Origin of the sequence: Paenibacillus sp. A3 (genome assembly GCF_001399685.1) — a bacterium.
Classification (GTDB): Bacteria; Bacillota; Bacilli; order Paenibacillales; family NBRC-103111; genus Paenibacillus_G.
This window is the reverse complement of the sequence record NZ_JTHN01000006.1, coordinates 73839-93832: the sequence shown is the minus strand read 5'-3', so window position 1 is coordinate 93832 and position 19994 is coordinate 73839. Positions and strand designations below refer to the sequence as shown.

Annotated in this window: 15 protein-coding genes; all 15 read right to left on the bottom strand. The window is 59.0% G+C overall.

What is annotated here, in order from left to right; all coding sequences use genetic code 11:
• Window positions 1–35: 35 nt before the first annotated feature.
• A complete protein-coding gene (locus tag QJ48_RS00765) occupies window positions 36–845 on the bottom strand; it encodes a carbohydrate ABC transporter permease (protein ID WP_054971762.1) in 810 nt (269 codons plus the stop codon).
• 27 nt (window positions 846–872) lie between these two features.
• The gene (locus tag QJ48_RS00760; RefSeq protein WP_054971761.1) at window positions 873–1835 is read right to left on the bottom strand and encodes a carbohydrate ABC transporter permease; all 963 of its coding nucleotides are present in this window, start codon (window positions 1833–1835) and stop codon (window positions 873–875) included.
• Window positions 1836–1870: 35 nt separating this feature from the next.
• Window positions 1871–3148, bottom strand: a complete 1278-nt coding sequence (locus tag QJ48_RS00755) for a sugar ABC transporter substrate-binding protein (protein ID WP_054971760.1) — start codon at window positions 3146–3148, stop codon at window positions 1871–1873.
• A gap of 165 nt (window positions 3149–3313) precedes the next feature.
• Complete coding sequence (locus tag QJ48_RS00750; protein ID WP_054971759.1) at window positions 3314–4504, bottom strand: response regulator; 1191 nt, start codon at window positions 4502–4504, stop codon at window positions 3314–3316.
• Complete coding sequence (locus QJ48_RS00745) at window positions 4501–6210, bottom strand: sensor histidine kinase (protein ID WP_063857987.1); 1710 nt, start codon at window positions 6208–6210, stop codon at window positions 4501–4503. Before QJ48_RS00745 ends, QJ48_RS00750 begins: the two co-directional genes overlap by 4 nt.
• A gap of 213 nt (window positions 6211–6423) precedes the next feature.
• The gene (gene gcvPB, locus QJ48_RS00740) at window positions 6424–8001 is read right to left on the bottom strand and encodes an aminomethyl-transferring glycine dehydrogenase subunit GcvPB (RefSeq protein WP_054971757.1); all 1578 of its coding nucleotides are present in this window, start codon (window positions 7999–8001) and stop codon (window positions 6424–6426) included.
• A gap of 33 nt (window positions 8002–8034) precedes the next feature.
• Entirely contained in the window at window positions 8035–9426 is a 1392-nt protein-coding gene (gene gcvPA / locus QJ48_RS00735; protein WP_054971756.1) for an aminomethyl-transferring glycine dehydrogenase subunit GcvPA, read from the bottom strand.
• Between the two features lie 22 nt (window positions 9427–9448).
• Window positions 9449–10231, bottom strand: a complete 783-nt coding sequence (locus QJ48_RS00730) for an SDR family NAD(P)-dependent oxidoreductase (RefSeq protein WP_054971755.1) — start codon at window positions 10229–10231, stop codon at window positions 9449–9451.
• Between the two features lie 45 nt (window positions 10232–10276).
• On the bottom strand, window positions 10277–11971 hold the full coding sequence (locus QJ48_RS00725) for an amylo-alpha-1,6-glucosidase (protein ID WP_054971754.1): 1695 nt from the start codon (window positions 11969–11971) through the stop codon (window positions 10277–10279).
• 466 nt (window positions 11972–12437) lie between these two features.
• Window positions 12438–13607 carry a M20 family metallopeptidase gene (locus QJ48_RS00715; protein ID WP_054971752.1) on the bottom strand — a complete coding sequence of 390 codons (1170 nt, stop codon included), beginning with the start codon at window positions 13605–13607 and terminating at the stop codon, window positions 12438–12440.
• Between the two features lie 26 nt (window positions 13608–13633).
• Window positions 13634–14740 carry an alanine racemase gene (locus tag QJ48_RS00710; protein ID WP_054971751.1) on the bottom strand — a complete coding sequence of 369 codons (1107 nt, stop codon included), beginning with the start codon at window positions 14738–14740 and terminating at the stop codon, window positions 13634–13636.
• A complete protein-coding gene (locus QJ48_RS00705) occupies window positions 14724–16388 on the bottom strand; it encodes a response regulator (protein WP_054971750.1) in 1665 nt (554 codons plus the stop codon). Before QJ48_RS00705 ends, QJ48_RS00710 begins: the two co-directional genes overlap by 17 nt.
• Window positions 16363–18117: a histidine kinase gene (locus QJ48_RS00700; RefSeq protein ID WP_054971749.1), complete on the bottom strand. Its 1755-nt coding sequence runs from the start codon at window positions 18115–18117 to the stop codon at window positions 16363–16365. The genes QJ48_RS00705 and QJ48_RS00700 overlap by 26 nt, the downstream gene beginning before the upstream one ends.
• A 104-nt stretch (window positions 18118–18221) precedes the next feature.
• Window positions 18222–19043: a carbohydrate ABC transporter permease gene (locus QJ48_RS00695; protein WP_054971748.1), complete on the bottom strand. Its 822-nt coding sequence runs from the start codon at window positions 19041–19043 to the stop codon at window positions 18222–18224.
• On the bottom strand, window positions 19040–19921 hold the full coding sequence (locus QJ48_RS00690) for a carbohydrate ABC transporter permease (protein WP_054971747.1): 882 nt from the start codon (window positions 19919–19921) through the stop codon (window positions 19040–19042). The genes QJ48_RS00695 and QJ48_RS00690 overlap by 4 nt, the downstream gene beginning before the upstream one ends.
• Between the last annotated feature and the right edge of the window lie 73 nt (window positions 19922–19994).

The following is a 19994-nucleotide window of genomic DNA, read 5'->3' as shown; positions in this document are numbered from 1 at the left end:
TTTCCTTTCCTGCCGCATTACCCGCAGCCATCCCGCTATTTAATCCCCGTCTGCGCAATGCCTTCCACGATGTACCGCTGCGCGCCGAAAAATACAAGCAGCGGCGGCAGGCAGATGATCGATGTCACCGCCATAACGGACGTCATATCGACGCCGTGCACCCCTTTGAACTGGGCGAGCCCGAGCGTCAGCGTATATTTGCTGGAGTCGTTCAGGAAAATCAGCGGACCGAGGTAATCGTTCCACGTATCGAGCATGTTGAACACGCTCACGAGAATCAAGGCGGGCAGCATCAGCGGGACGATCACCCGGATGAAAATACCGAAATCGCTCGCTCCGTCGATCTTCGCCGCCTCCTCCAGCTCCGTCGGAATGGTCATAATAAACTGCCGCAGCAGAAAAATATAGAAGGCCGATCCAAACCAGGCCGGAACAATCAAAGGCTTGAGCGTATTGATCCAACCGAGAAAGTTGAATTCCATGTACAGCGGAATCATCGTCACGTCCCACGGGATCATCATCGTCGCCAGCACGATCAGAAACAGCGCGTCGCGTCCCGGAAACCGGTAGCGCGCAAAGCCGTACGCCACCAGCGAGGAAGAAATCAACTGCCCGATATTGCACAGAATCGTCACGGTCAAGGAATTTTGCAAAAAGGTATTAAACGGCTGAATCGTCCACGCTTTGACGAAGTTGCCCCACTGAATCTCCGACGGAATCCATTTGGGCGGGTACATGTAGATTTCGTCCGGCGCTTTCACCGCCGTCGTCACGAGCCAGAAGAACGGCATCAGAAACAGCAGCGAGAACAAAACGAGCAGCGCGTACGTGAGCGTTTTTTTCATCTTCGGTCCCTCTCCTTTCCCCAGTCTTTAAGCTGCCTTCCTCCGCCGCTTGCCCGCACGTTTTGCCTTCACTTCGCCCTCGTAGTACACCCACATACCGGTCGAGCGGAAGACGAGCATCGTCAGCGTCAAGATGATCAGGAACATGATCCACGCATTCGCTGCGGCGTAGCCCATATGAAAATACTTAAAGGCGTTTTCATAAACGTACATCGCGTAAAAATACGTCGAGTTCGACGGCCCCCCGCCGGTCAGCGTCAACGCCAGCGTCAGCTGCTGGAACGCGCCGATGATCGATGTGACGAGGTTGAACAGCAGCGTCGGGCTGAGCATGGGCAGCGTGATCCGGAAAAATCGGGTGAACACGCCGGCGCCGTCGATAGAGGCCGCTTCGTACAGATCGCCCGGGATATTCTTGAGCCCGGCCAAAAAGATCAGCATCATCGAGCCCTGCGCCCATAGGCTCGCGCCTACCATCGCCGCCAGTGCCCAGCCCGGCTCCCGCAGCCAATCCGGTCCGGCAATGCCAATGAGCGACAAAAAGTAATTCAGGATGCCGTACTCGCCGCTGTATACCCACGCCCAGATCATCGCGAGCGCGACCCCGGAGATGACGGACGGCAAATAAAAGATCGTGCGGAATATCCCGCTTCCCCGAACCTTTTGATTCAGCAGCACCGCAAGCAGCAGCGCTACCGATAAATTCAGCGGCACAAAAATCGCGGCGAATTTCAGCGTGACGCCGAGCGATTGCCAGAAAAGCGGGTCGTCCGTGAACATCCGGGTATAATTTTGCAACCCGACAAACGTACGCTCTCCCGCAATCGGCCAGTCGTATAAGCTGATTACCAGCGAGAACAGCAGCGGCCCCAGCGTGAAGGAAACGAAACCAATCATCCAAGGAAGGACGAAGAGGTAAGGCGTGAGCCAGCCTCTTCGTTTCAGTCGGATGCCCGGCCTGGCTGCCTGTCGAACGGCGGTCGTATCCATAGGTCCATCCTTCTTCCGTTTTTCGCCTGCCGGCTTTATTTGAAAAATTTCTCCGAGTCTTTGACGGCCTTATCAAGCGAATCCTTCGCATTCTGGCCGAGCATAATCGTATTGATCGCCGACGTGAGGTTGCGGTTCACTTCGTTCCATTTCGGATTCAGCAGGAACGCCGGCGTGTCGTCGCAAGCCTCCAGCATTTTGTAGAACGATTGGTAGAGCGGGTCTTGGTCGAGCTTTTTCTCGGCCACGACGCTTTTGCGCACCGGCAGGTCGGAGGTCCGCAGCTTGATCGCCTCGTCGGACGCGTAGTATTTGACGAATTCCCAAGCCATTTCTTTGTTCTTGGACGATTTGGAGATTGAGACCGCCGATTCGGCGATGACGCCCTTGAGCTTCTTGCCCGGGAAGGCCGGCATAATGACCGTGCCCACGTCGATTTTGGCTTCTTTGAAGCCGTCCAGCGGCCATACGCCGCTTTCCCACATGGCGATTTTGCCCGCCTTGAACACGTCGTCTCCGGACTGCTGGTTTTTGCCGCCGACAATGACGGCCGTTTTATCCTTGACGAGGCTGCCAAACATTTGCAGCACTTCGGCCGTTTCATTGCCGTTCATGAACCCTTCGATCGACTTGCCGTCCGGGCTGATGAAGCTGCCGCCGTTGCTCCAGATAAAGCCCTGCAGGTCGTACGGATCGTTTTCGGCTCGAACACCGAAGCCGTACTGCTTCTTGGCAGGGTTCGTCAGCTTTTTCGCCGTTTCCTTGAAATCGTCCCACGTCCAGCCCGCTTTCGGATACGGCACGTTCGCTTCGTCGAACAGCTTCTTGTTATAGTACATGACGCGGGTCGTAAACCCGGCCGGCATGCCGTACGTCTTGCCGCCAATCTTCACGTAGTTGAACAGTCCGGGATAAAAATCGTCCGGCTTGACGTCGGCATCGGCGGACATCATCGCATCCAGCGGTTCGAGGTTCTGGGAGTAGGTCGGAAAATCCCACATATACATCACGTCAGGCGCATTGTTCGCTCCGATCGAAGCGGCCAGCTTCTGGTCGAAGCCGTCCCCGTACGCCTCCACCTGCACCTTGACGCCGGGGTGCTTCGCTTCGAATTGGCGCGCGATCGTCTCCTGGATTTTGAGCAGATCGCCCGTATCCCACGTGGCAAAACGCAGCGTCACCTGCTTGCCCGGTGCGGACGATGGCGCCTCAGTTGCGCCGTTTTGCGGCTCGCTTGCCGGCTTGCCGCACCCGGCGGACAATAAAGAAGCGGACAATATCGCTGTCGTAACAAGAAGCATCCTTCGTTTCATCTCGAATTCCCCCTGAACGTCTTTTAGTTAACCGCTTACATGATTATTGTAACGGGAGTAAAGCGCATACAAAACGGAGGGATGTTCGGAAAATCGTGTATCATCGGCTGCACGAACGGCCTCTGCCAGGCAAAGGTGTCTTTTCGTTCGATGATCGCCGTGTTTTTAGATGGCGCTCCTTTCCTCGCGCCGCTCGCTCCGGTATTGGCTCGGCGTTTTGCCGGTGCATCGCTTGAACCATTTGCTGAAATATTTGGCGTCGGGCATGCCGATTTTATCCGCGATCTCTTGAACGGTAATCCCTTGGGCGCCCAGCAGCTCGCAGGCGATTTTCAGCTTCGCCCGGTACGTGAACGAGACGAAGCTTTCGCCGACCGTCTTCTTGAACAGCGTGCTGAAATGGCTGCGGCTCAGCCCCACCTCGTGCGCCACCTCGGATACGGATAGTTGGGTATCCGTATGCCGGACGATCAGTTGCACCGCTTCCGCAATCGGAGCGGGCCACTGCCCGACGCTGATGCGGTACCGCTTCTCCAGCTCCATCTGCCCGCGGGCTTTGCGCACGGCGCCGATCCATGCCTCGCGTCCGGCCAGTGGCGCCAGCCGGGACCAGTGCAGCTCCGGCCGATCGGCCTTGCGCTCGCTCAGGCGGCTGTCCCATTCGCGCTGCCCGGCTTCGGGCACAAACAGCAGCAGGTGCCCTTCCCCGAAGGGCAGCACCTCGCAGGGCTCGCCCGACGCGCAGCCGCGCAGCTCATGCTCCAGCGTCCCACCGCCGCATTTCCCGGGCGCGGAAATCAGATACAGCGCGGTCGGCGCATTCATCCAGCTCCACGCCCCTCGAAGCAGCCGGTCCAGCTCGGCCGGAAACCGGTCGCCGACGCCGTACAGCCATTCGAGCAGAAGTCCGGAGATCGCGGGAACGGCGTGATCGGCGGCGGCGTGCCCCGGAGCCTCGGCGGCGTCTGTGCCGAGCTCTTGACGGAAGGCGGCCAGAAACTCCTCCAGCTCCTCGTCGTTGAACGACGTCTTCAGCAAATAACCGGAAGCGCCCAGCTTAATCCCCTGCTGCGCATAGTCGAAGTCGCGGTGGCAGCTGAGCAGCAATATTTTGGTCCGGGGCTCGCATGCTTTCACTTTTCGGGCGAGCTCGATTCCGTCCATCTCGGGCATCACGATGTCGGTGATAACCACATCCGGGCGGTGCTCCAGAAACGCTTCCCAGCCCCGGCTGCCGTTGGGCACGTCCGCTACGACGGTCATCCCGTACTTGTCCCACGGCACCGTTGAAATCAGTCCCCGGCGGATAATGACCTCGTCGTCGGCAATCAGCACTTTAATCGGTTTGGCATTCATGCGATCCCCTCCTTGGCTTTGATCGGCAATCGGATAACGATGCGGGTCCCCGCTCCCGGCGCGGATTGAACGGTGAGCCCGTAAGCTTCGCCAAAATGCAGCTTGATGCGCTCCTCCACATTGCGCAGGCCGATGCTCCGGCGTTTTTGAACGCCGTCCGGGTGCGGTTGAAGCAGCTGCTGACGCGTGCGCTCGCTCATGCCTTTTCCGTCGTCGATCACGGAGACGAGCGCGTCCGCGCCGTCCGCTTCGATGCGCAGCAAGATCGTCCCCTCTCCGTCTTCGAACGCGTGAAAAAACACGTTCTCCACCAGCGGCTGCAGCGTCATCCGCGGAATGTCCACGGCGGACAGATCGACTCCGGCGGCTTCGATCCGGTAGGCGAACACGCTGCCGTACCGCAGCTCCTGCAAATTCAAATAATGATCGATCACCTCAAGCTCCCGTTCCAGCGTGACGACCTCCCGGTCGACATTCAGGTTGCCGTCCAGCACGTTGGTTAAATGATAAATCATTTTGTTGATGTCGGCGGCGCCTGCCAATCTGGCCTTCCATTGGATGGAAGCGAGCGTGTTGATAAGCAAATGCGGGTTGATCTGATGATGCAGCGCGCGGAGCTCGGCTTCTTTTTTCTGGCATTCGACCTGTTTCACTTCGTGAAATAGCGTCTGTAGCTGCCCGACCATCCGGTTGAAGCTGTGGCCGAGCAGCCCCAGCTCGTCTTCGGACTCCACGTCGATCCGCGTATCGAGCTTCCCAAGGCTGACGCGACGGATCGATTCTTTCATTTTTTTGACCCGCTTGAGCAGCGGAGCCGAGCACATATAGGCCAGCACGAACGCCAGCGCAATCGACAGGCTGACCGCGGAGAACGTAAAGGTGCGGATCAGCAGCGACGGCTTATAAAATTGCTCGTACGGCGTCCGCACCTCAATTGTCCAGTCGGTCTCGTCCGAATGTTTCGTCCAGACGACATCGTCGTCCCGCTTCGCAAACGAGCCCTGCGTCTGGTAAACCGTATTGCCGCCGCCGGTGATTGTCAGCTGCGAGCCGGTATCCTGCTCGAATTCGCGAAACAGCCGCAGCAGCTTATCGGCGTTCGTCTCGATCAAAATGCTGCTGTTCTCCAGCACCCCCACCTGATTGCGGATGCGGAACAGCAGGCCGATGACCTTCTCCCCGGGAATGCGGGCCGTATCGTTGTAATGGTTCGGCTCGTACAGGTCGAAACGGTAGCCATCGGCACCGTCCCGATACCACGGCTCCGCCTGAAGCAGATCGTAGCGGATGATCCGTTCGCCGTAATAATAGCCCGATTTCGTAATCAGGAAAATGCCTTTCATATCCAATGTTTTGTGGGCTTTCAAATACTGTTCAAGCTGTTGCTCCTCCTGAAAGCCCTTGTACGTCGTCGGCACCTCTTCGTGCAGCACCGTAAACTTCGGGTCGAGCAAGTACGACAAAATGTCGCTGACCGTGTACTTCATCTGCCCCAAGGTGGAATCGATCTGAAATTGCAGCTGCGAGGCGGAGTTTTCTCCGTAGCGGCCGAATTGCTCATTGATCGTCCCTGACGATTTGTGATACAGCACGTACCCGAGCGTCAGCAGCGGAATCGCCGCGGCAAGCGCAATAAGCAGCACCAGTTTGGTCTGTAGCGTGCTTCGGAAACCCCGAAGCAGCTTGAAACCGTTTCTAGACATCATGGCCATCCCCCGCAAAGCAGTTGTTTTTACGACCTCGTAAGCGCTTTCCATATTTATTATATCACGCCCCGAAGACCGCCAGCATCAAGCGCAGGACCTGCACCTCCCGGAAACTTTCCCCTTCGCGGGCACGGCTCATGAAGCAAAAAGCCGGACTCCAAGGCGGATTCCGGCTGCTGCTGACATTGTCGGGATCACCCCGGCTTTATTGGATCAAGACTCGACACCGGCCTCAAGCGGGGCGGTCTTTTTGAGATAAGCCCGCCAGGTGATGCACCATTTCGCCGGGTCGTCGAAGCTCGATTCGTCGATCCGGTGCACGGTGCTGTTGTGCGGGGCGCTGCGGACGATGTCCGGCTGCTCGTAGGCTTCTTTGGCGATCTGCTCCAGGGCGTTCACGTATTCATCCAAGTCTTCCTTGGAATACGACTCGGTCGGCTCCAGCGTGAACGGCTGCGGCACAATGTACGGATGGTGGCTGGTCCAGTAATGGAGCCCGAAGTCGCACATGCGGCGCTGCACATCTTCCGTCGTAATGCCGGTTTCCTTGGTCAACTGCTCCCAGCTGTAGCGCACCTGCTCCAGCCGTCCGCCCTCCACATACGGAGCGCTGGCACCCGGAATTTTCAGGATGCGGCTGTACAAATAGTTGTTGTTCAGCACCGCCACCTTCGCCGCGTCCAGCAGCCCTTCCGGCCCGAGCGCGCGAATCCATGCGTACGAGCGGAGCACCGTCTGGGCCACGCCTTGGAACATGCGGACTTTGCCGATGCTTTGGGCAGGCGAATGATTCAGCGTGTAGCGGGTTCCGTCCGTTTCGACGAGCGGGCCGGGCAGGAACGGCGCCAGCCGCTCCGTCACGCCGAGCGCTCCCGTCGCCGGGCCCCCGCACATATGAGGGGCGGCGAACGTTTTGTGCAGGTTGAAAAAGCACATGTCGAAGCCCGCTTCCTTCGCCCGGGTAATGCCGAGCAACCCGTTCGCGTTCGCTTGATCGTAATAGCATATCCCGCCTGCGGCGTTCACGAGGTCGGTAAACTCGCGAATCCGCGGGTTGAAGATGCCCGTGTCCTCCGGGTTGGCTACGACGAAGCCCGCCGTCCGCTCGGAGATTGCCCCCCGCAGCGCTTCCAAATCAGGGAATCCGTCTTTGTCAGGGTAAAGCGTAATGATTTTATACCCCTTCACGGCAGCAGTTGCCGCTTGTGACGGGTGGGAAAATATGGTGGTTATGATTTCGTCCCGCTTGTCGCCTTCACCGTTCGCTTCGTGGTAGGCCCGCACAATCGACGCCATAGCGAACAACGCCTGCGTCCCGCTCCCCGGTTGGAACGTGAACCGGTCCATGCCCGAAATCTCGCGCATCGCGAGGTCCAGGCGGTGGTACACCTCCAGCATCCCCTGCACGGTCGACTCGTCCTGCAGCGGGTGCAGTTCGGTCATTTTCGGATTGCGGATCAGCATTTCGTTGACCCGCGGAATGTATTTCATCGTGCAGGTGCCCTGCCCGATCTCGACGTTGAAATCCGAGCCCAGCGTCTCCTGTGACAGGCGCAGATAATGGCGCAGCACCCGGGCCTGCCCGATCTCCGGCAAAGCCGGAGCTTGGCTGCGCAGCATGCCTTGCGGCACGCAGGCTTCGGCGTCCCCAACGGCCGCTGCCACTTCCTCGCTGACGGACGGCGGGATGACACCCCGTTCGCCCGGCTGATGCAGCTCAAAAATGACGGGTTCATCCCATTTGGCCTGATGAAATTGACGCACGTTCCGGTTTCTAGGTATCCGTTTCATAGGTATTCGCATGGCTCCCTTCTGCCCTTGGGCTTACAGGACCGCCTTCAGAGCGGCCGCAAGCGCGTCGATATCTTCTTTCGTGTGGATTTCGGTGACGCAGTAGAGCGCGCATTGGCCCCAGGCCGGAAATTCGCCGGACAAATCCTTCCCTCCGAAGATGCCGCGCTCCAGCAGCCGCTTGTTGATGTCGCTCACCGTACGCCCCGTCCCATTGAAATCGACGACGAATTCTTTGAACGACGACCCCCGAAACCGGAGCCGCACTCCGTCCAGCTCCGCCAGCCTGCTCGCCGCATAGCGGGCCTGCCGGATAATCGTTTCACCTACCTCGCGCATGCCATGAGGTCCCATTAAGGCGAGGTAGACGCCTGCTGTGATTCCCCACAGCGCCGTTTGGGTCCCGACCGATTCCTTTCCCTTCTCCCGCTTGGCAAAAGAAGTCCGCTCATAAGCGACGTCCCCGAAGCCGTACTCGCCTTCGACCGCGGTCGGAGCAATGCCAAACAAGCGGGACGGATACTCCATGACGAATTGCTCCTCGTCGCGCGTGGCGATAAAGCCCGCTTGACCGCCGCCGTACTGCATGCGGATGCCGAGCGGCTGCAGGTCGCCGCAGACGATGTCCGCGCCGTACCGGGACGGCGGCTCAAGCAGGCCGAGCGAGATCGGATCGACACCGACGACGAAGAGCGCGCCCGCCGCATGCGCGAGCTCGGCGATTTCGCGGCCCTGCTTCTCGATGTGTCCGATGTAGGACGGATTCTCGATATACACGGCGGCCGTGTCGGCCGACAGCTTCGTCTTCAGATCGGCCAAGTCGAGGAGTCCGGTGTCCGGCTCGTAATCGACGAGCACGCAGTCCATCTGCGGCGACAAGTAATTGCGGATGACCATCAGCCGCTCAGGATGCATTGCCGCCGGAAGCAGCGCCGTACGGCGGCCGGTGATGCGGCCCGCCATCCGCAGCGCGGTGGAAGCGGCCTGCGCCCAGTCGAACGTCGGCACGTTCACGACGTCCATGTCGACCAGCTCCGCCAACAGGCTCTGGTACTCGAACAGCACCTGGAAGCGGCCATGGTCCTCGTAAGGCTCGCCCGCATACGCGGTGACGAACTCCGAGCGCTGGTTGATTTCGTCACAAACGGCGGGCACAAAGTGCTGCCAGCAGCCTGCTCCGAGGAAGCTGACCGTTTCCTTCGCGCTCCGGTTGCGCTCCAGCAGCTGGTCGACATGACGCTGCAGCTCATACTCGGACAGCGCGGGCTCCACCTTCAGAGGGCCCGTCAGCCGAAGCTCCTTCGGCACCATCCGGTACAGCTCGTCGATATCGGATATGCCGATTTCGTCAAGCATCGCCTGCTGGACCTCGGGCACGGTGTTCGGGATATACGGATGAGACGTTGTTTTTTTAAGCGTGGCCATGCGTCGCAATTCCTCCTTTTCGTTATGCCAGTCCTCCGCCGTCGACGACAAGCACCGAGCCGGTCACCCACGACGACATATCGCTCGCAAGAAACAGTACGGCGTTGGCAATGTCGTCCGGCGTGCCGATGCGCTTCAAGGGCCGTTCGAGCGCCGACGCCTGCACGAATGACTGCTCCTCCCGCTGGAGCTGCTTCGCTTCGTCCCGCAGCAGTGGCGTATCCGTATCTCCGGGACAGACGCAGTTGACCCGGATCTGCTGTCCGCCGTGGTCGATCGCCATCGCCTTCGTCAGGTTGACGATCCCTGCCTTGGCGGCGCAGTAGGCGGCCGCCCGGTCGCCTCCCTTCAATCCCCAGCCGGACCCGGTGTTGATGATGCTGCCTCCGCCGCTTTCTGCCATGAGCGGAACCGCGTATTTTGAGAGCAAAAAAGCGCCCTTGAGCGAAATATCGACTACGGCGTCCCACTCTTCCTCCGCCATTTCAACGACGGTACGCCTCCGGATAACCCCGGCGTTATTGAATAAAATATCCAACCGGCCGTATTCCCGGCGTATCGCCGCCACCGCCGCTTCGCAATCGGCCGCGGAGGTTACGTTGCAGCCGACGAAGCGGGCCGCAAGCCCTTCACTCCGAAGCTCTTCTGCAGCTTGGCTCCCGGCCTTTTCGTTCACGTCGAGGATGATTACGGACGCTCCGTGCCGGGCCAGCTTCCACACTGTAGCGAGTCCGATCCCCGAAGCGCCTCCGGTGATCGCAGCGACTTTTCCATCCAATGCAAGCAATTGTTCTGTCATTTGCATCTTCCTTGTTCCCCCTTATCCTCGGACAAGCCTAGATTAATCGGCTTACGCCCCGTATTCCCGGGCCAGCAGCAGAAAGACGCTGGACGTCCACGTGAACGCCCGGTCCCGCAGTCCGCGCCCTTCGAGCGCGTCGAAGTTTTCGGCCATGCCTGCGGAAGCCGCCATCCGGCAAAAACGCCTCGCAACGTCGGCAGCGAAGTGCTCCTCGCCCGCCTCCTTTAGCCCTTCCACGAGCAGCAGCATGACCGGGGCCCAGATCGGCCCCCGCCAGTAGCCGTCCGGCGCGTACAGCGGGCTTCGGACGCTTTCGGTGGCGAAGCCGTGCGCCGTCAGAAAGCGCCCTTCCTCTCGCAGCCCTTCGACCAGCTTGTGCAGAATCGGCTCCGGCAGCCGCTTGCCCAATACGACAGGCAAATACGCCATCAAGCTGTCGCCCTCGACGGCTCCGGCATGCGTGCCGGACTGTACGGCTTGGAAGCGGTCGCCGCGCCAAAAATGCTCGATCATCCGCGTCAACAGCTCCTGCGACCGGCGCTCCCACCGCTCCGCTTCCCCGGCGCATCCCAGTTTGGCCGCCACCGTGGCAAGCGCTTCCATCTGCAAAATAAGAAAGGCGCACAAATCGGGACTTTCCACGGGAATCGCGGCCAAAAAGACCGTACTGTTGTCCCACCCGGAGTCGTTGCCGTGATTGTACTGCGGCACGCCGTCGCGGTCGTCATCGCGGTAATCGAACCACCACTGCGTCCAGCGGGCCAGCGGCTCGTAAATTTCCGCAAGCCTCTCTGTCGTGACAGCCTCGGAACGGTTCATCAGCCACCTCAGCGTCCAGCCGTGGATCGGCGGCTTGCAGCAGTTCCACAGCGCATATTTGTCGTTCATGAAATCCGGCAGCATCCCGCTATCGTCCTGCCGGTCAAAGAAGATCGCAAACTGGTCCCAAGCCAAATCGGGATCGGTCGCGGCAAGTGCCATCGCATTGAAGCAGTGGTCCCAGCTCCAGATGTTCGTCATCCAGTTTTTGGACATGTACATCGCCGGCCGGGGCAAATACCCGTCGGCCTGCACGACGCAGGACCAAGTAATATAAGCGGCCAGTTCCTCCGCTTCGGACCAGACCGCGACAACGGCAGGCATCCGGCTGCGCCAAGCGGCGTACTCGCCTTCCACCTGCGCAAGCCCTTGATCGAACGATCCGGGGCGCGGCGGGCGCGGAACGGTGCGGTATTCCTCCAGCGTAAGCTCCAGCTTTCCGTCGCCGCCCGGCACTCCGTCGAACGCAAGCCGCTGCGCCTTCACCCCATCCCAGCAAACGTCCTCGCGAATTGACCCGGCTACAGGGGAAAGCAGAAAGCGGCGCTCCCGCACGAAGCTGTTGAATTCCCAGCCCCGCTCACCAAGCGGAAACGCATAATCGTATACGCCGGGCGCACAGGTTAACCGCACGCCGACACCCTGCGTGCGAACGCGTATTAAATCCGGCTCCGGTATGCACCACTCGGCTGTCCCTTCCTCCGCCTCAAGCCGCAATAACGTTGGAGAAGCGGAGCAAGTAAAAGGAACGGCTTGGCCGTCTGCGAGCAGCTCGATTCGGAACACGGCTCCGATATCGTTATCCCCGCCCCGCACAAGCCTCAAGTACAAACCTGCTTCTCTGTCGGGACGCTCCGGAAGATTCGAAAAGGCAAAATACGAACCGAAACGGCTGAACGGCACGGTATGAAGATCGAACAACATGCGGATTCCGATAGCCCCCTCGTCGTCTGGATAACGGCTCTCTCAAACGAAAAGAGAAAGAGAGCGTTTACATGAATTATAAGTAAAATGCGCTTCCCGCAAAACGGCTTTCTGTTCGCTGCTTCGTGTCTGTTTGCGCGTTTTTCCGCAAGACTGTTCCTGAAGCTCGTCGGGGTGTCATTTTGTTCGCAGCGGATCGTAAGTTTATCCGGTAACGGTCTATTGTCCGATGATCGGCGGCTTCCTCTGATGCTCGGCCTTCGGTCCGCTTTGCCGTTTTGAGCCTTATTTTATAGTGGATGCAATAGATGAGCACGTAAACTTCGTGGAGGCCCTTTGGGGCCCCTTTCATGGGAGAGGAGAAACCGGACAGGGGGCTTAGGGGAAGCATGAAGTGCTGAACAACGCAGCAAAAAAAGCCTGAGCATGGCGATGACCAAGCTCAGGCAATTTATTTTTCCAAGCGTTATTTCCCAAATTCCAGCATCGTCTCCGCAATGATTTCCGCCGCCAACACCACCTGCTCCAGCTCCACCCATTCGTCCTTCGTGTGCGCTTGCTCGATGGAGCCCGGTCCGAACACGACCGCAGGGATGCCTGCCCGGGCCAGCTTGCTTGCATCCGTGCCGTAAGGCACGCCGAGCGTGCGCACTTCGCCGATTTTCCCCGCAGCAGCCGAAGCCACAAGCCTCACAATCTCGCTATCGGGACTCGTATCCATCGCGTAATCCAGCACAAAAGGAGGATGAACGATGACGTTCAGCCCGCTCTCCTCTGCCGCCAGCTGCTCCATCTCCGCCCGGATATCGCGCCATACTTGCTCGCTATCCTCGCCGGGGATCGTTCGGCGGTCGATGCGGATGAGGCATCGCTCGGGAATCGTGTTCGGCGCCACGCCGCCTTGAATTTGCGTCACGGCAAGCGTCGGCGGACCGACAAGCGGGTGCGCGGCAGAACGCAGCAGCCGGGCTTGCATCGCCCCCTCGATATGTGTGATGACCTTCATCATGCCGCTGATCGCGTTGACGCCTTCCTCCGGCTTCGAGGAATGAGCGGAGACGCCGACCGTCTCGATCTCGCAGCGGACGACGCCTTTATGCGCGACAACCGCCTGAAGCCCGGTCGGTTCCCCGACAATGGCGGCGGCATAAGCATGGCCCGCCTCCAGCACGTCCAGCACGCCGAGATAGTTGACCTCCTCGTCGACGGTCGCCGCCAGATGGACCGGCACGGGCGGCTTGACGCCGTTCTCGGCGAACCATTCCATTGCGGCCAGCATCGCCGCTAGCGACGCCTTCGTGTCACAGGCGCCGCGGCCGAAGAGCTTGCCCCCGCGTATTTTCGCGCCGAACGGATCGATGGTCATGTTCGCGGTCTGCACCGTATCCATATGCGCCTCCAGCAGAAGAGCGGGCGCATCGTCGGCAGCCCCGGGCAGGATGCCGATCACATTCGGCCGGTCCGGACGCACTTCCCTGCGTTCGGCCTTCAGCCCGAGACGCGTGAAGAAAGCTTCGACGTAATCGGCCATCTCCCGTTCCGGCACGCCGCCTTCGAAGCCCGGATTAACGCTTGGAATCCGCACCAAATCCTGCAGCAAACGGGCAACGCGCTGCTCGTCTATTTCCACTCTCATCTTGCGGCTTCCCCCGATCCCTCGCGTTAATAATTGCAGCCCCGCGCATCGACCTTAATTTGTTCCGTCACGGCGCCGCTGCGTACGCCGTAAATCGCATCGTTCAAATTCGGAATGACGCACGAATGGTTCGGAATAATGTCGATCCGCTCGCCGATGGACAGGGACACCTTGCCTGGATCGAACCGCAGCATGCCGTGCTCTTCGTTGAGCGCAGCAATCGCAACGCCCGGCTTCCCGACGACGATGCCAAAGCCGTCGCCATGGTGCGCCCGGTCGCTCGTCAGCGCCTTGGTTCCCGCGTCGATCGTCGCCATGCCCGGCAGCGGCAGGCTGACGACGGTAGCCGAGACCCGCAGCGCGCAATCCTCTTCCTCGGCCAAGCCCATCTGTACGGCCGATACGTCGTTGAAAATATAGTTGCCTGCCCGCACCTCCGTCACGCCCACGGCGTGCTCGCACATTTTGGCGGTGGGCGTGGAGCCTGAGCTGATCGTGTTGACTGCGAAGCCCGCTTGGCGCAAATCCGCAACGACCCGGCCAAGTGTCTCCGATTCGGCCTGCACCGCAGCGGCGACCGCCCCCGGGTCCCCGCTCCGGTAGATCAGCCCGAAATAAGCCATCACGCCTTCGATGTCGATGCCCGGCAGCTCACGGAGCCGCAAAGCGAAATCGACAATATCCTTGCCCGGCTGCCGGCCGCCGCGATGCAGTCCGCCGTCCAGCTCGATCAAGACGGGCACCGGCTTGCCAGAGCGGACCCCGACGGTCGAGATACCTACCGCCCCTTCCCAGCTGTCGACGGTAACGGCAACGGCAATCCGGCGGTGCAGCCGTTCCAGCCGTTCGAGGTTGCGCTCTCCGATGACCGGAAAGGCAATCAAAATATCGTCGATGCCCAGGTCCGCGAACGTTTCCGCTTCCGAAAGCTTGGCTACGGTTATGCCGACCGCCCCGGCTGCGAGCTGCATGCCCGCGAAGCGCAACGATTTGTGCGTTTTGATATGAGGCCGGTGCTTGATCCTGTATAGAGCCAGCTTGTCGGACATTCGCCGGATATTCCGCTCGACCGTGTCGAGGTCGACGAACGCATACGGCGTAGCCGGATAAAGCGCTTCAGGTTGTTGTGTCATGACGTTTCACCTCGTAATCCGATTGTGGGGAAGCATACTTGTCCCGGTATTCCTGGGGCGTAAGTCCCGTATGCTTTTTAAATACGTTGATAAACGAATGCGCCCGCTGATAGCCGACGTCCGCTGCAATTTCGTAAATTTTGCCCGGGGTATGGAGCAGCAGACGGGCGGCCTTCTCCATGCGGAGCCGATGGACGTAATCGCTTACGTTTTCGCCGGTTTCCCGTTTGTAAATCTTGGAAATATAGACCGGATGCATATACACATGCTCGGCTATCGCCGTCAAGGAAACGTCCTCCGCCAGCCGCCGCTCGACGAATTGCCGGACATCGGCGATCAGCTTCGCCCGCGACCGCTTCGTTTCGCTTTCGGTTTCGCAGCGCAAGCTGTTCATAAGCGCCACCGACCAGTCCTGAAGATGCCGGACGGAACGGTACGGAACGCCCTGCAGCAATTGGTCGTAGCCCGGCCCGATCAGCTCGGAGAGCGGCCGGCCGTTCTTGTGCGCATAGGAGGACGCCGCCGAGGCGATGGCGAAATATGCTTCGAGCAGCAGCTCCTGAATGCAGCCGCTCATCGTTTGCAGCTCGCCGAAAATACGCTCGATCCGCTGATCCGCCACATCCCATTGGCCGGCCTCAAGCAGCTGCGCGAGCGATGGAAGCTCGTACAGCGATGCGAGGGACCGCAGCTCCGTCCGTTCGGGCAGCCCGTCGGCCGCACTCAGAATCAGGTCCTGCTCGGAGCCGACCCTTCTCCGCAAAGCCGAAAGTGTGCCGTCGTACAGCGCGGACACATCTCCGGGGAACGTTCCTTCCCGGCTGATGACAATCGTCGCTTCGCCTTTCAAATAGGCGTGAATGGCCTCCTGCAATTGCTCGGCCGCACGTTCGAGCGCCTGCTGCCGCTCCTCCTCCCCTTCGCCAGCTTCCGACGATACGGCGAATACCAGATAATCGTACGTGTCTTTGCCGGCCCAAAGCTGAAAGCCCGGCGCAAACAGCTCCCCGGCGATATTGCCCACCGCGTATTCCACGAGCGCAAGGCCGCGCGGATCGTAGCCGTAAAACGGCTTTTCGAGGCGGACGAGCAGCAGCGAAACCGGCTTCCCGAATAAGTCGGGCACGCCGAGCATCTCCATTTTGTCGCGGAGGTCGGCCTCGGAGTAGCGTTTGCCGAGAAGCAGCTCGCCAAGCAGCGTGCTCCGCAGCTGCGGCAAGTTTTCGCGCAGCGTCCGGGCGATCCGCTCCTGCGAGATCACCGCGTTCCATTCCTCCCGAACCGTCTCCAGCACGCCTGAAACCGTGTCCAGCAGCTCTTCGTCGGTTACCGGCTTGAGCAAATAGCTTGCGGTACCGTTGGCAATCGCTTCCTTGGCATATTCGAACTCGGCGTAGCCCGACAGCAGGATGCATTTCGTTTTGGACCATTTGTCCCGGATGTGGCGGGAAAGCTCAAGACCCGACATTCCCGGCATCCGGATATCTGAAATGACGATGTCGATCGCATGCGCATTCAGCAGTTCGAGCGCTTCGTATGCCGAATAGGCCTTATGCACGGCGGCGATGCCGATTCGCTCCCATGGGACGAGCTCGGCGAGACGTTCCACCACGTGGGCCTCGTCATCCACGATCAATAGCTGCGCCATCCTCCGAATCCCTCCCCCATATCAACGTGACGCGCAAACCGCCGAGCGGACTGTGCGAGAGCTTGAGCCCTGCGCCTTCACCGAAGACGTAGCGCAAGCGCTGGTGCACGTTCCACATCCCGAAGCCCGAAGCAGCCTCCTGCGGCAGCGCAAGCTGCTGCTCCATGGCGGCGATCGCCTCGTCCGTCATACCGAGGCCGTTGTCATCCACGACGATTTGACACAAGCCTTCGCACACGCTTCCGGATACCCGGATGACGGCCTTCCCCGGCTTGTTCTCGATGCCGTGGACGATGGCATTCTCCACAATGGGCTGCAGCAGCAAGCGAGGGATGGGCAGCTCCAGCATCGGCTCCGGGATATCGAGCTCGCAGTGAAGCCGTCCGAGCCGCAGGTTATGAATGGTCAAGTAATTGTCCACGAGCTTCATTTCTTCGCCAAGCGCCGCCGTCCGGTTTTCCATACGCGTGGTGTAGCGGTAATATTCGGCGAGATTGTGCGCCATCGCGACGACCGACTTCGTATCCTCCAGCATCGCGGTATTGATGATAAAGAAAAGACTGTTATACAAAAAATGCGGATTGATCTGCGCTTGAAGCTGCTTGAGCGTCGCTTCGTGAAGCCGGATTTTCTCGGCATATACCCGCTGCACCAAGTCTTGAATCTGCTCGGCCATCTCGTTGAACCGGTCGATCAGGAAGTCGAACTCGTTATTCGGCCGGTAACGGATACGTGCGGACAAGTCTCCCTTCTTGAGCAGCCGCACGCCGTTCAACAGCTTGCCGATCGGCTTCTGGACGTTGCGGTAAAGCAAATAGGCGGCCAGAAAGCTCATACCCAGTAGCAGGCCGAGCGCTGAGTAAAACAGCAAATTCGTCTTGCGGATCGGCGCCAAAATGCTGTCGACGGGCACGTAATCGACCAGATACCAGTCCAGCTGTCTGGACTTGACATAGTACACGGCAACCTGCCGTCCGGCGACCGTCGCCACGAAATGACCGCTTTCCTGCAGCGATTGCCCGTCCAGCATACGAACGATGGCCTGCACGGAGCCGTCGTTCATCGTGGCGCCGCCAATCGGGGAAAAACCGCTCCGGTACAGAAACGGATCGCCTTTGCCGCCCGTTTTCACCTGATCGAGCATGGCGGAAATGTTGGCAACCGGAAAGCTTACCTGAATCATCGCTTGAATCGCGGATGGATCGGTTGCCCCTAACGGATCGACGATCTGGCGGGTGAAACGGGCCCCCGGCGTCCGGGCGTCGCCCCGTACGGTCCCGTCGTAAGTCCAACTTTTAAGCGGTGCGAATTTGTCGATGTCCCCGGGGTCATAGGACTTAAATATATTGGAAGATATGACGAGCTGGTCTTTGGGCAAATAGACCGTCAAATCATTCGTCCAGGCGGCGGAGACGCTCTGCAGACTGATTTTCTGCATCAGGCGGGTCTGCTCCTTCAGCTTGTCGTATGGCTTGTCCGATCTGCGGTCGACAAACTCGCGCAAGTACGGATCCGAATTCAAAATAACGGGAAACATCGCAAGCTGTTCGACCGTCGAATCAAACTGCTGCAGGAAAAAGGACAGCCGGTTGAGACTCGAAGACTGAATTTCTTCCCGCACGACGTTCACGCTGACTTGATTTGTGTAAATGTACAAAAAGAGCACAGGCGTAAGCAGCAATGCAATGAGCACTAATACCTTGGTGAAGATCGTTGGCTTTCCCGTCATGATGTCACCGCTCCTTGCGGAATTGTTGTGTGCGCCAGCCATCCGATTCCGAACCATACACGATAAAAGCGCCGGTCGTCCGCTGCAGCCGTTTCCCGCAGGTACTATCCTTTCACCGCCCCCGCCGACAAGCCGCTGACGATATAACGCTGCGCAAGCAGCGCAATAATCAGCACGGGCAGCGTAATGATGCAGGCTGCGGCCATGAGAGCCCCCCAATTGATTTCGGAGTACGACATAAAATTGTAGACGGCGACAGGAAGCGTTTTCGTACGATCGCCGGCCAAAATAATCGAGAACATAAAATTGTTCCATGAGAAAATAAAGGATAGCAGCGAAGAGGTAATAATGCCAGGCCCCGAGATCGGAAGCACGACGCGCCGGAACACTTGGGAACGGGTGCAGCCGTCGATCAGCCCGGCCTCCTCGATTTCGGTCGGAAGCCCCTCAAAGAATGATATCATGATCCAGATGATAAAGGGGAGACCTACCAGCATATGGCTTAAAATGAGCGACGTAAAGCTGTCGACGAGACCCAGCTTCGAAAAAATGATAAACCACGGAATCAAGAACGTAATGCCGGGAATGATCCGTGCGACAAGAATGACCAGACCGAGTCCCTGCAAACGGTAGCGGGCGATCGCATAAGCCGCAGGCAGGCCCAGAAGAAGCGAGCCGATCGTCGAGCCCGCCGCGACGAAAAAGCTGTTCCAGATGAAGATCAGGAAATCGTATTGACCGAATACGCTTGCATAATTTTTGCCGGTAGGCTCGAATACGAAAAATTGGCCCGTCGACATGATCTGCGACTGCGTCTTGAAGGAAGCCAGCAGCATCCAGATGAACGGGAACGAGAACACGAGCACGACGAGCAGCGTCAGCCCCGACAATACGGCGTTGGTGATCTTTTGTTTCTTTTTCTTCATGTCGCTCCCTCCAGACGTTTGCGGAACCAGATCATCAGCAGCGTGAATCCCATCACGAGCGCGAAAAATACGACCAGCAGTGACGAGGCCAGTCCGAGCTTGAAGTACTGAAAGCCGAGCGTATAGCCGTAAATGTTGAGCGTCTCGGATTTCATGTTCGGGCCGCCCTGCGTCGTGGAATAAATGATGTCGAACGTTTTGAGCACATCGATCAGACGCAGCATAAAGGCGACCATAATCGTCGGACGCAGCATCGGCAGCGTGAGATGAACGAATTTTTGCCAGGCCGTCGCCCCGTCCACATCGGCGGCTTCATAAGGCTCGGACGGAAGCGTCGACAGCCCGGCCATCACGATGAGCGCGATCATCGGCGTCCATTCCCAGACGTCGATCACGATAAGCGAAGGAATCGCCTGCGTCGGCGATGCGATCCAGAGCTGCGGCTCCAGGCCGAACGCCTTAAGCACATGGTTGGCGAGGCCGATGGAAGGCTCGTAAATCAGCACCCAGACGAGCCCCATGGCGACGGGCGTTGCCACCATCGGCAGCAGAAACAACGTTTTGACGAAATTTTTGCCGCGAAAATCGCGGTACAGCAGCATGGCGATCGCGACGCCGAGCACCGTTTCCAGAATCAGCGCACCGGCTGAGAACACGAACGTATTTTGCACCGCCTGCCAGAACCGGGAGTCGGAAAGCAGCGTCGTATAATTATCAAGCCCCACCCATTTCGGCGGCGTCGCCGACGACATGCTCCATTCGTAGAAGCTGATTCGGAACGTGTATAAGATTGGAAAAACCATCATCAGCAGGACGAACAAAACGGCGGGCATCGTATAAATCCATTTCAGGTTCCGGTCGAACCAGTTCGTCGGCATGTGCATCATCCTTTCCGCTTCGACTTGTCAAGCAAAAGGATGCGCCCGCCAAATGGGCGCATCCTCCATTCCG

What these genes read in the sequence shown, in the direction of transcription:
- QJ48_RS00765 (WP_054971762.1), bottom strand. Translation starts at nt 845, where the DNA reads ATGAAAAAAACGCTCACGTACGCGCTGCTCGTTTTGTTCTCGCTGCTG.
- QJ48_RS00760 (WP_054971761.1), bottom strand. Translation starts at nt 1,835, where the DNA reads ATGGATACGACCGCCGTTCGACAGGCAGCCAGGCCGGGCATCCGACTG.
- QJ48_RS00755 (WP_054971760.1), bottom strand. Translation starts at nt 3,148, where the DNA reads ATGAAACGAAGGATGCTTCTTGTTACGACAGCGATATTGTCCGCTTCT.
- QJ48_RS00750 (WP_054971759.1), bottom strand. Translation starts at nt 4,504, where the DNA reads ATGAATGCCAAACCGATTAAAGTGCTGATTGCCGACGACGAGGTCATT.
- QJ48_RS00745 (WP_063857987.1), bottom strand. Translation starts at nt 6,210, where the DNA reads ATGATGTCTAGAAACGGTTTCAAGCTGCTTCGGGGTTTCCGAAGCACG.
- gcvPB (WP_054971757.1), bottom strand. Translation starts at nt 8,001, where the DNA reads ATGAAACGGATACCTAGAAACCGGAACGTGCGTCAATTTCATCAGGCC.
- gcvPA (WP_054971756.1), bottom strand. Translation starts at nt 9,426, where the DNA reads ATGGCCACGCTTAAAAAAACAACGTCTCATCCGTATATCCCGAACACC.
- QJ48_RS00730 (WP_054971755.1), bottom strand. Translation starts at nt 10,231, where the DNA reads ATGCAAATGACAGAACAATTGCTTGCATTGGATGGAAAAGTCGCTGCG.
- QJ48_RS00725 (WP_054971754.1), bottom strand. Translation starts at nt 11,971, where the DNA reads ATGTTGTTCGATCTTCATACCGTGCCGTTCAGCCGTTTCGGTTCGTAT.
- QJ48_RS00715 (WP_054971752.1), bottom strand. Translation starts at nt 13,607, where the DNA reads ATGAGAGTGGAAATAGACGAGCAGCGCGTTGCCCGTTTGCTGCAGGAT.
- QJ48_RS00710 (WP_054971751.1), bottom strand. Translation starts at nt 14,740, where the DNA reads ATGACACAACAACCTGAAGCGCTTTATCCGGCTACGCCGTATGCGTTC.
- QJ48_RS00705 (WP_054971750.1), bottom strand. Translation starts at nt 16,388, where the DNA reads ATGGCGCAGCTATTGATCGTGGATGACGAGGCCCACGTGGTGGAACGT.
- QJ48_RS00700 (WP_054971749.1), bottom strand. Translation starts at nt 18,117, where the DNA reads ATGACGGGAAAGCCAACGATCTTCACCAAGGTATTAGTGCTCATTGCA.
- QJ48_RS00695 (WP_054971748.1), bottom strand. Translation starts at nt 19,043, where the DNA reads ATGAAGAAAAAGAAACAAAAGATCACCAACGCCGTATTGTCGGGGCTG.
- QJ48_RS00690 (WP_054971747.1), bottom strand. Translation starts at nt 19,921, where the DNA reads ATGCCGACGAACTGGTTCGACCGGAACCTGAAATGGATTTATACGATG.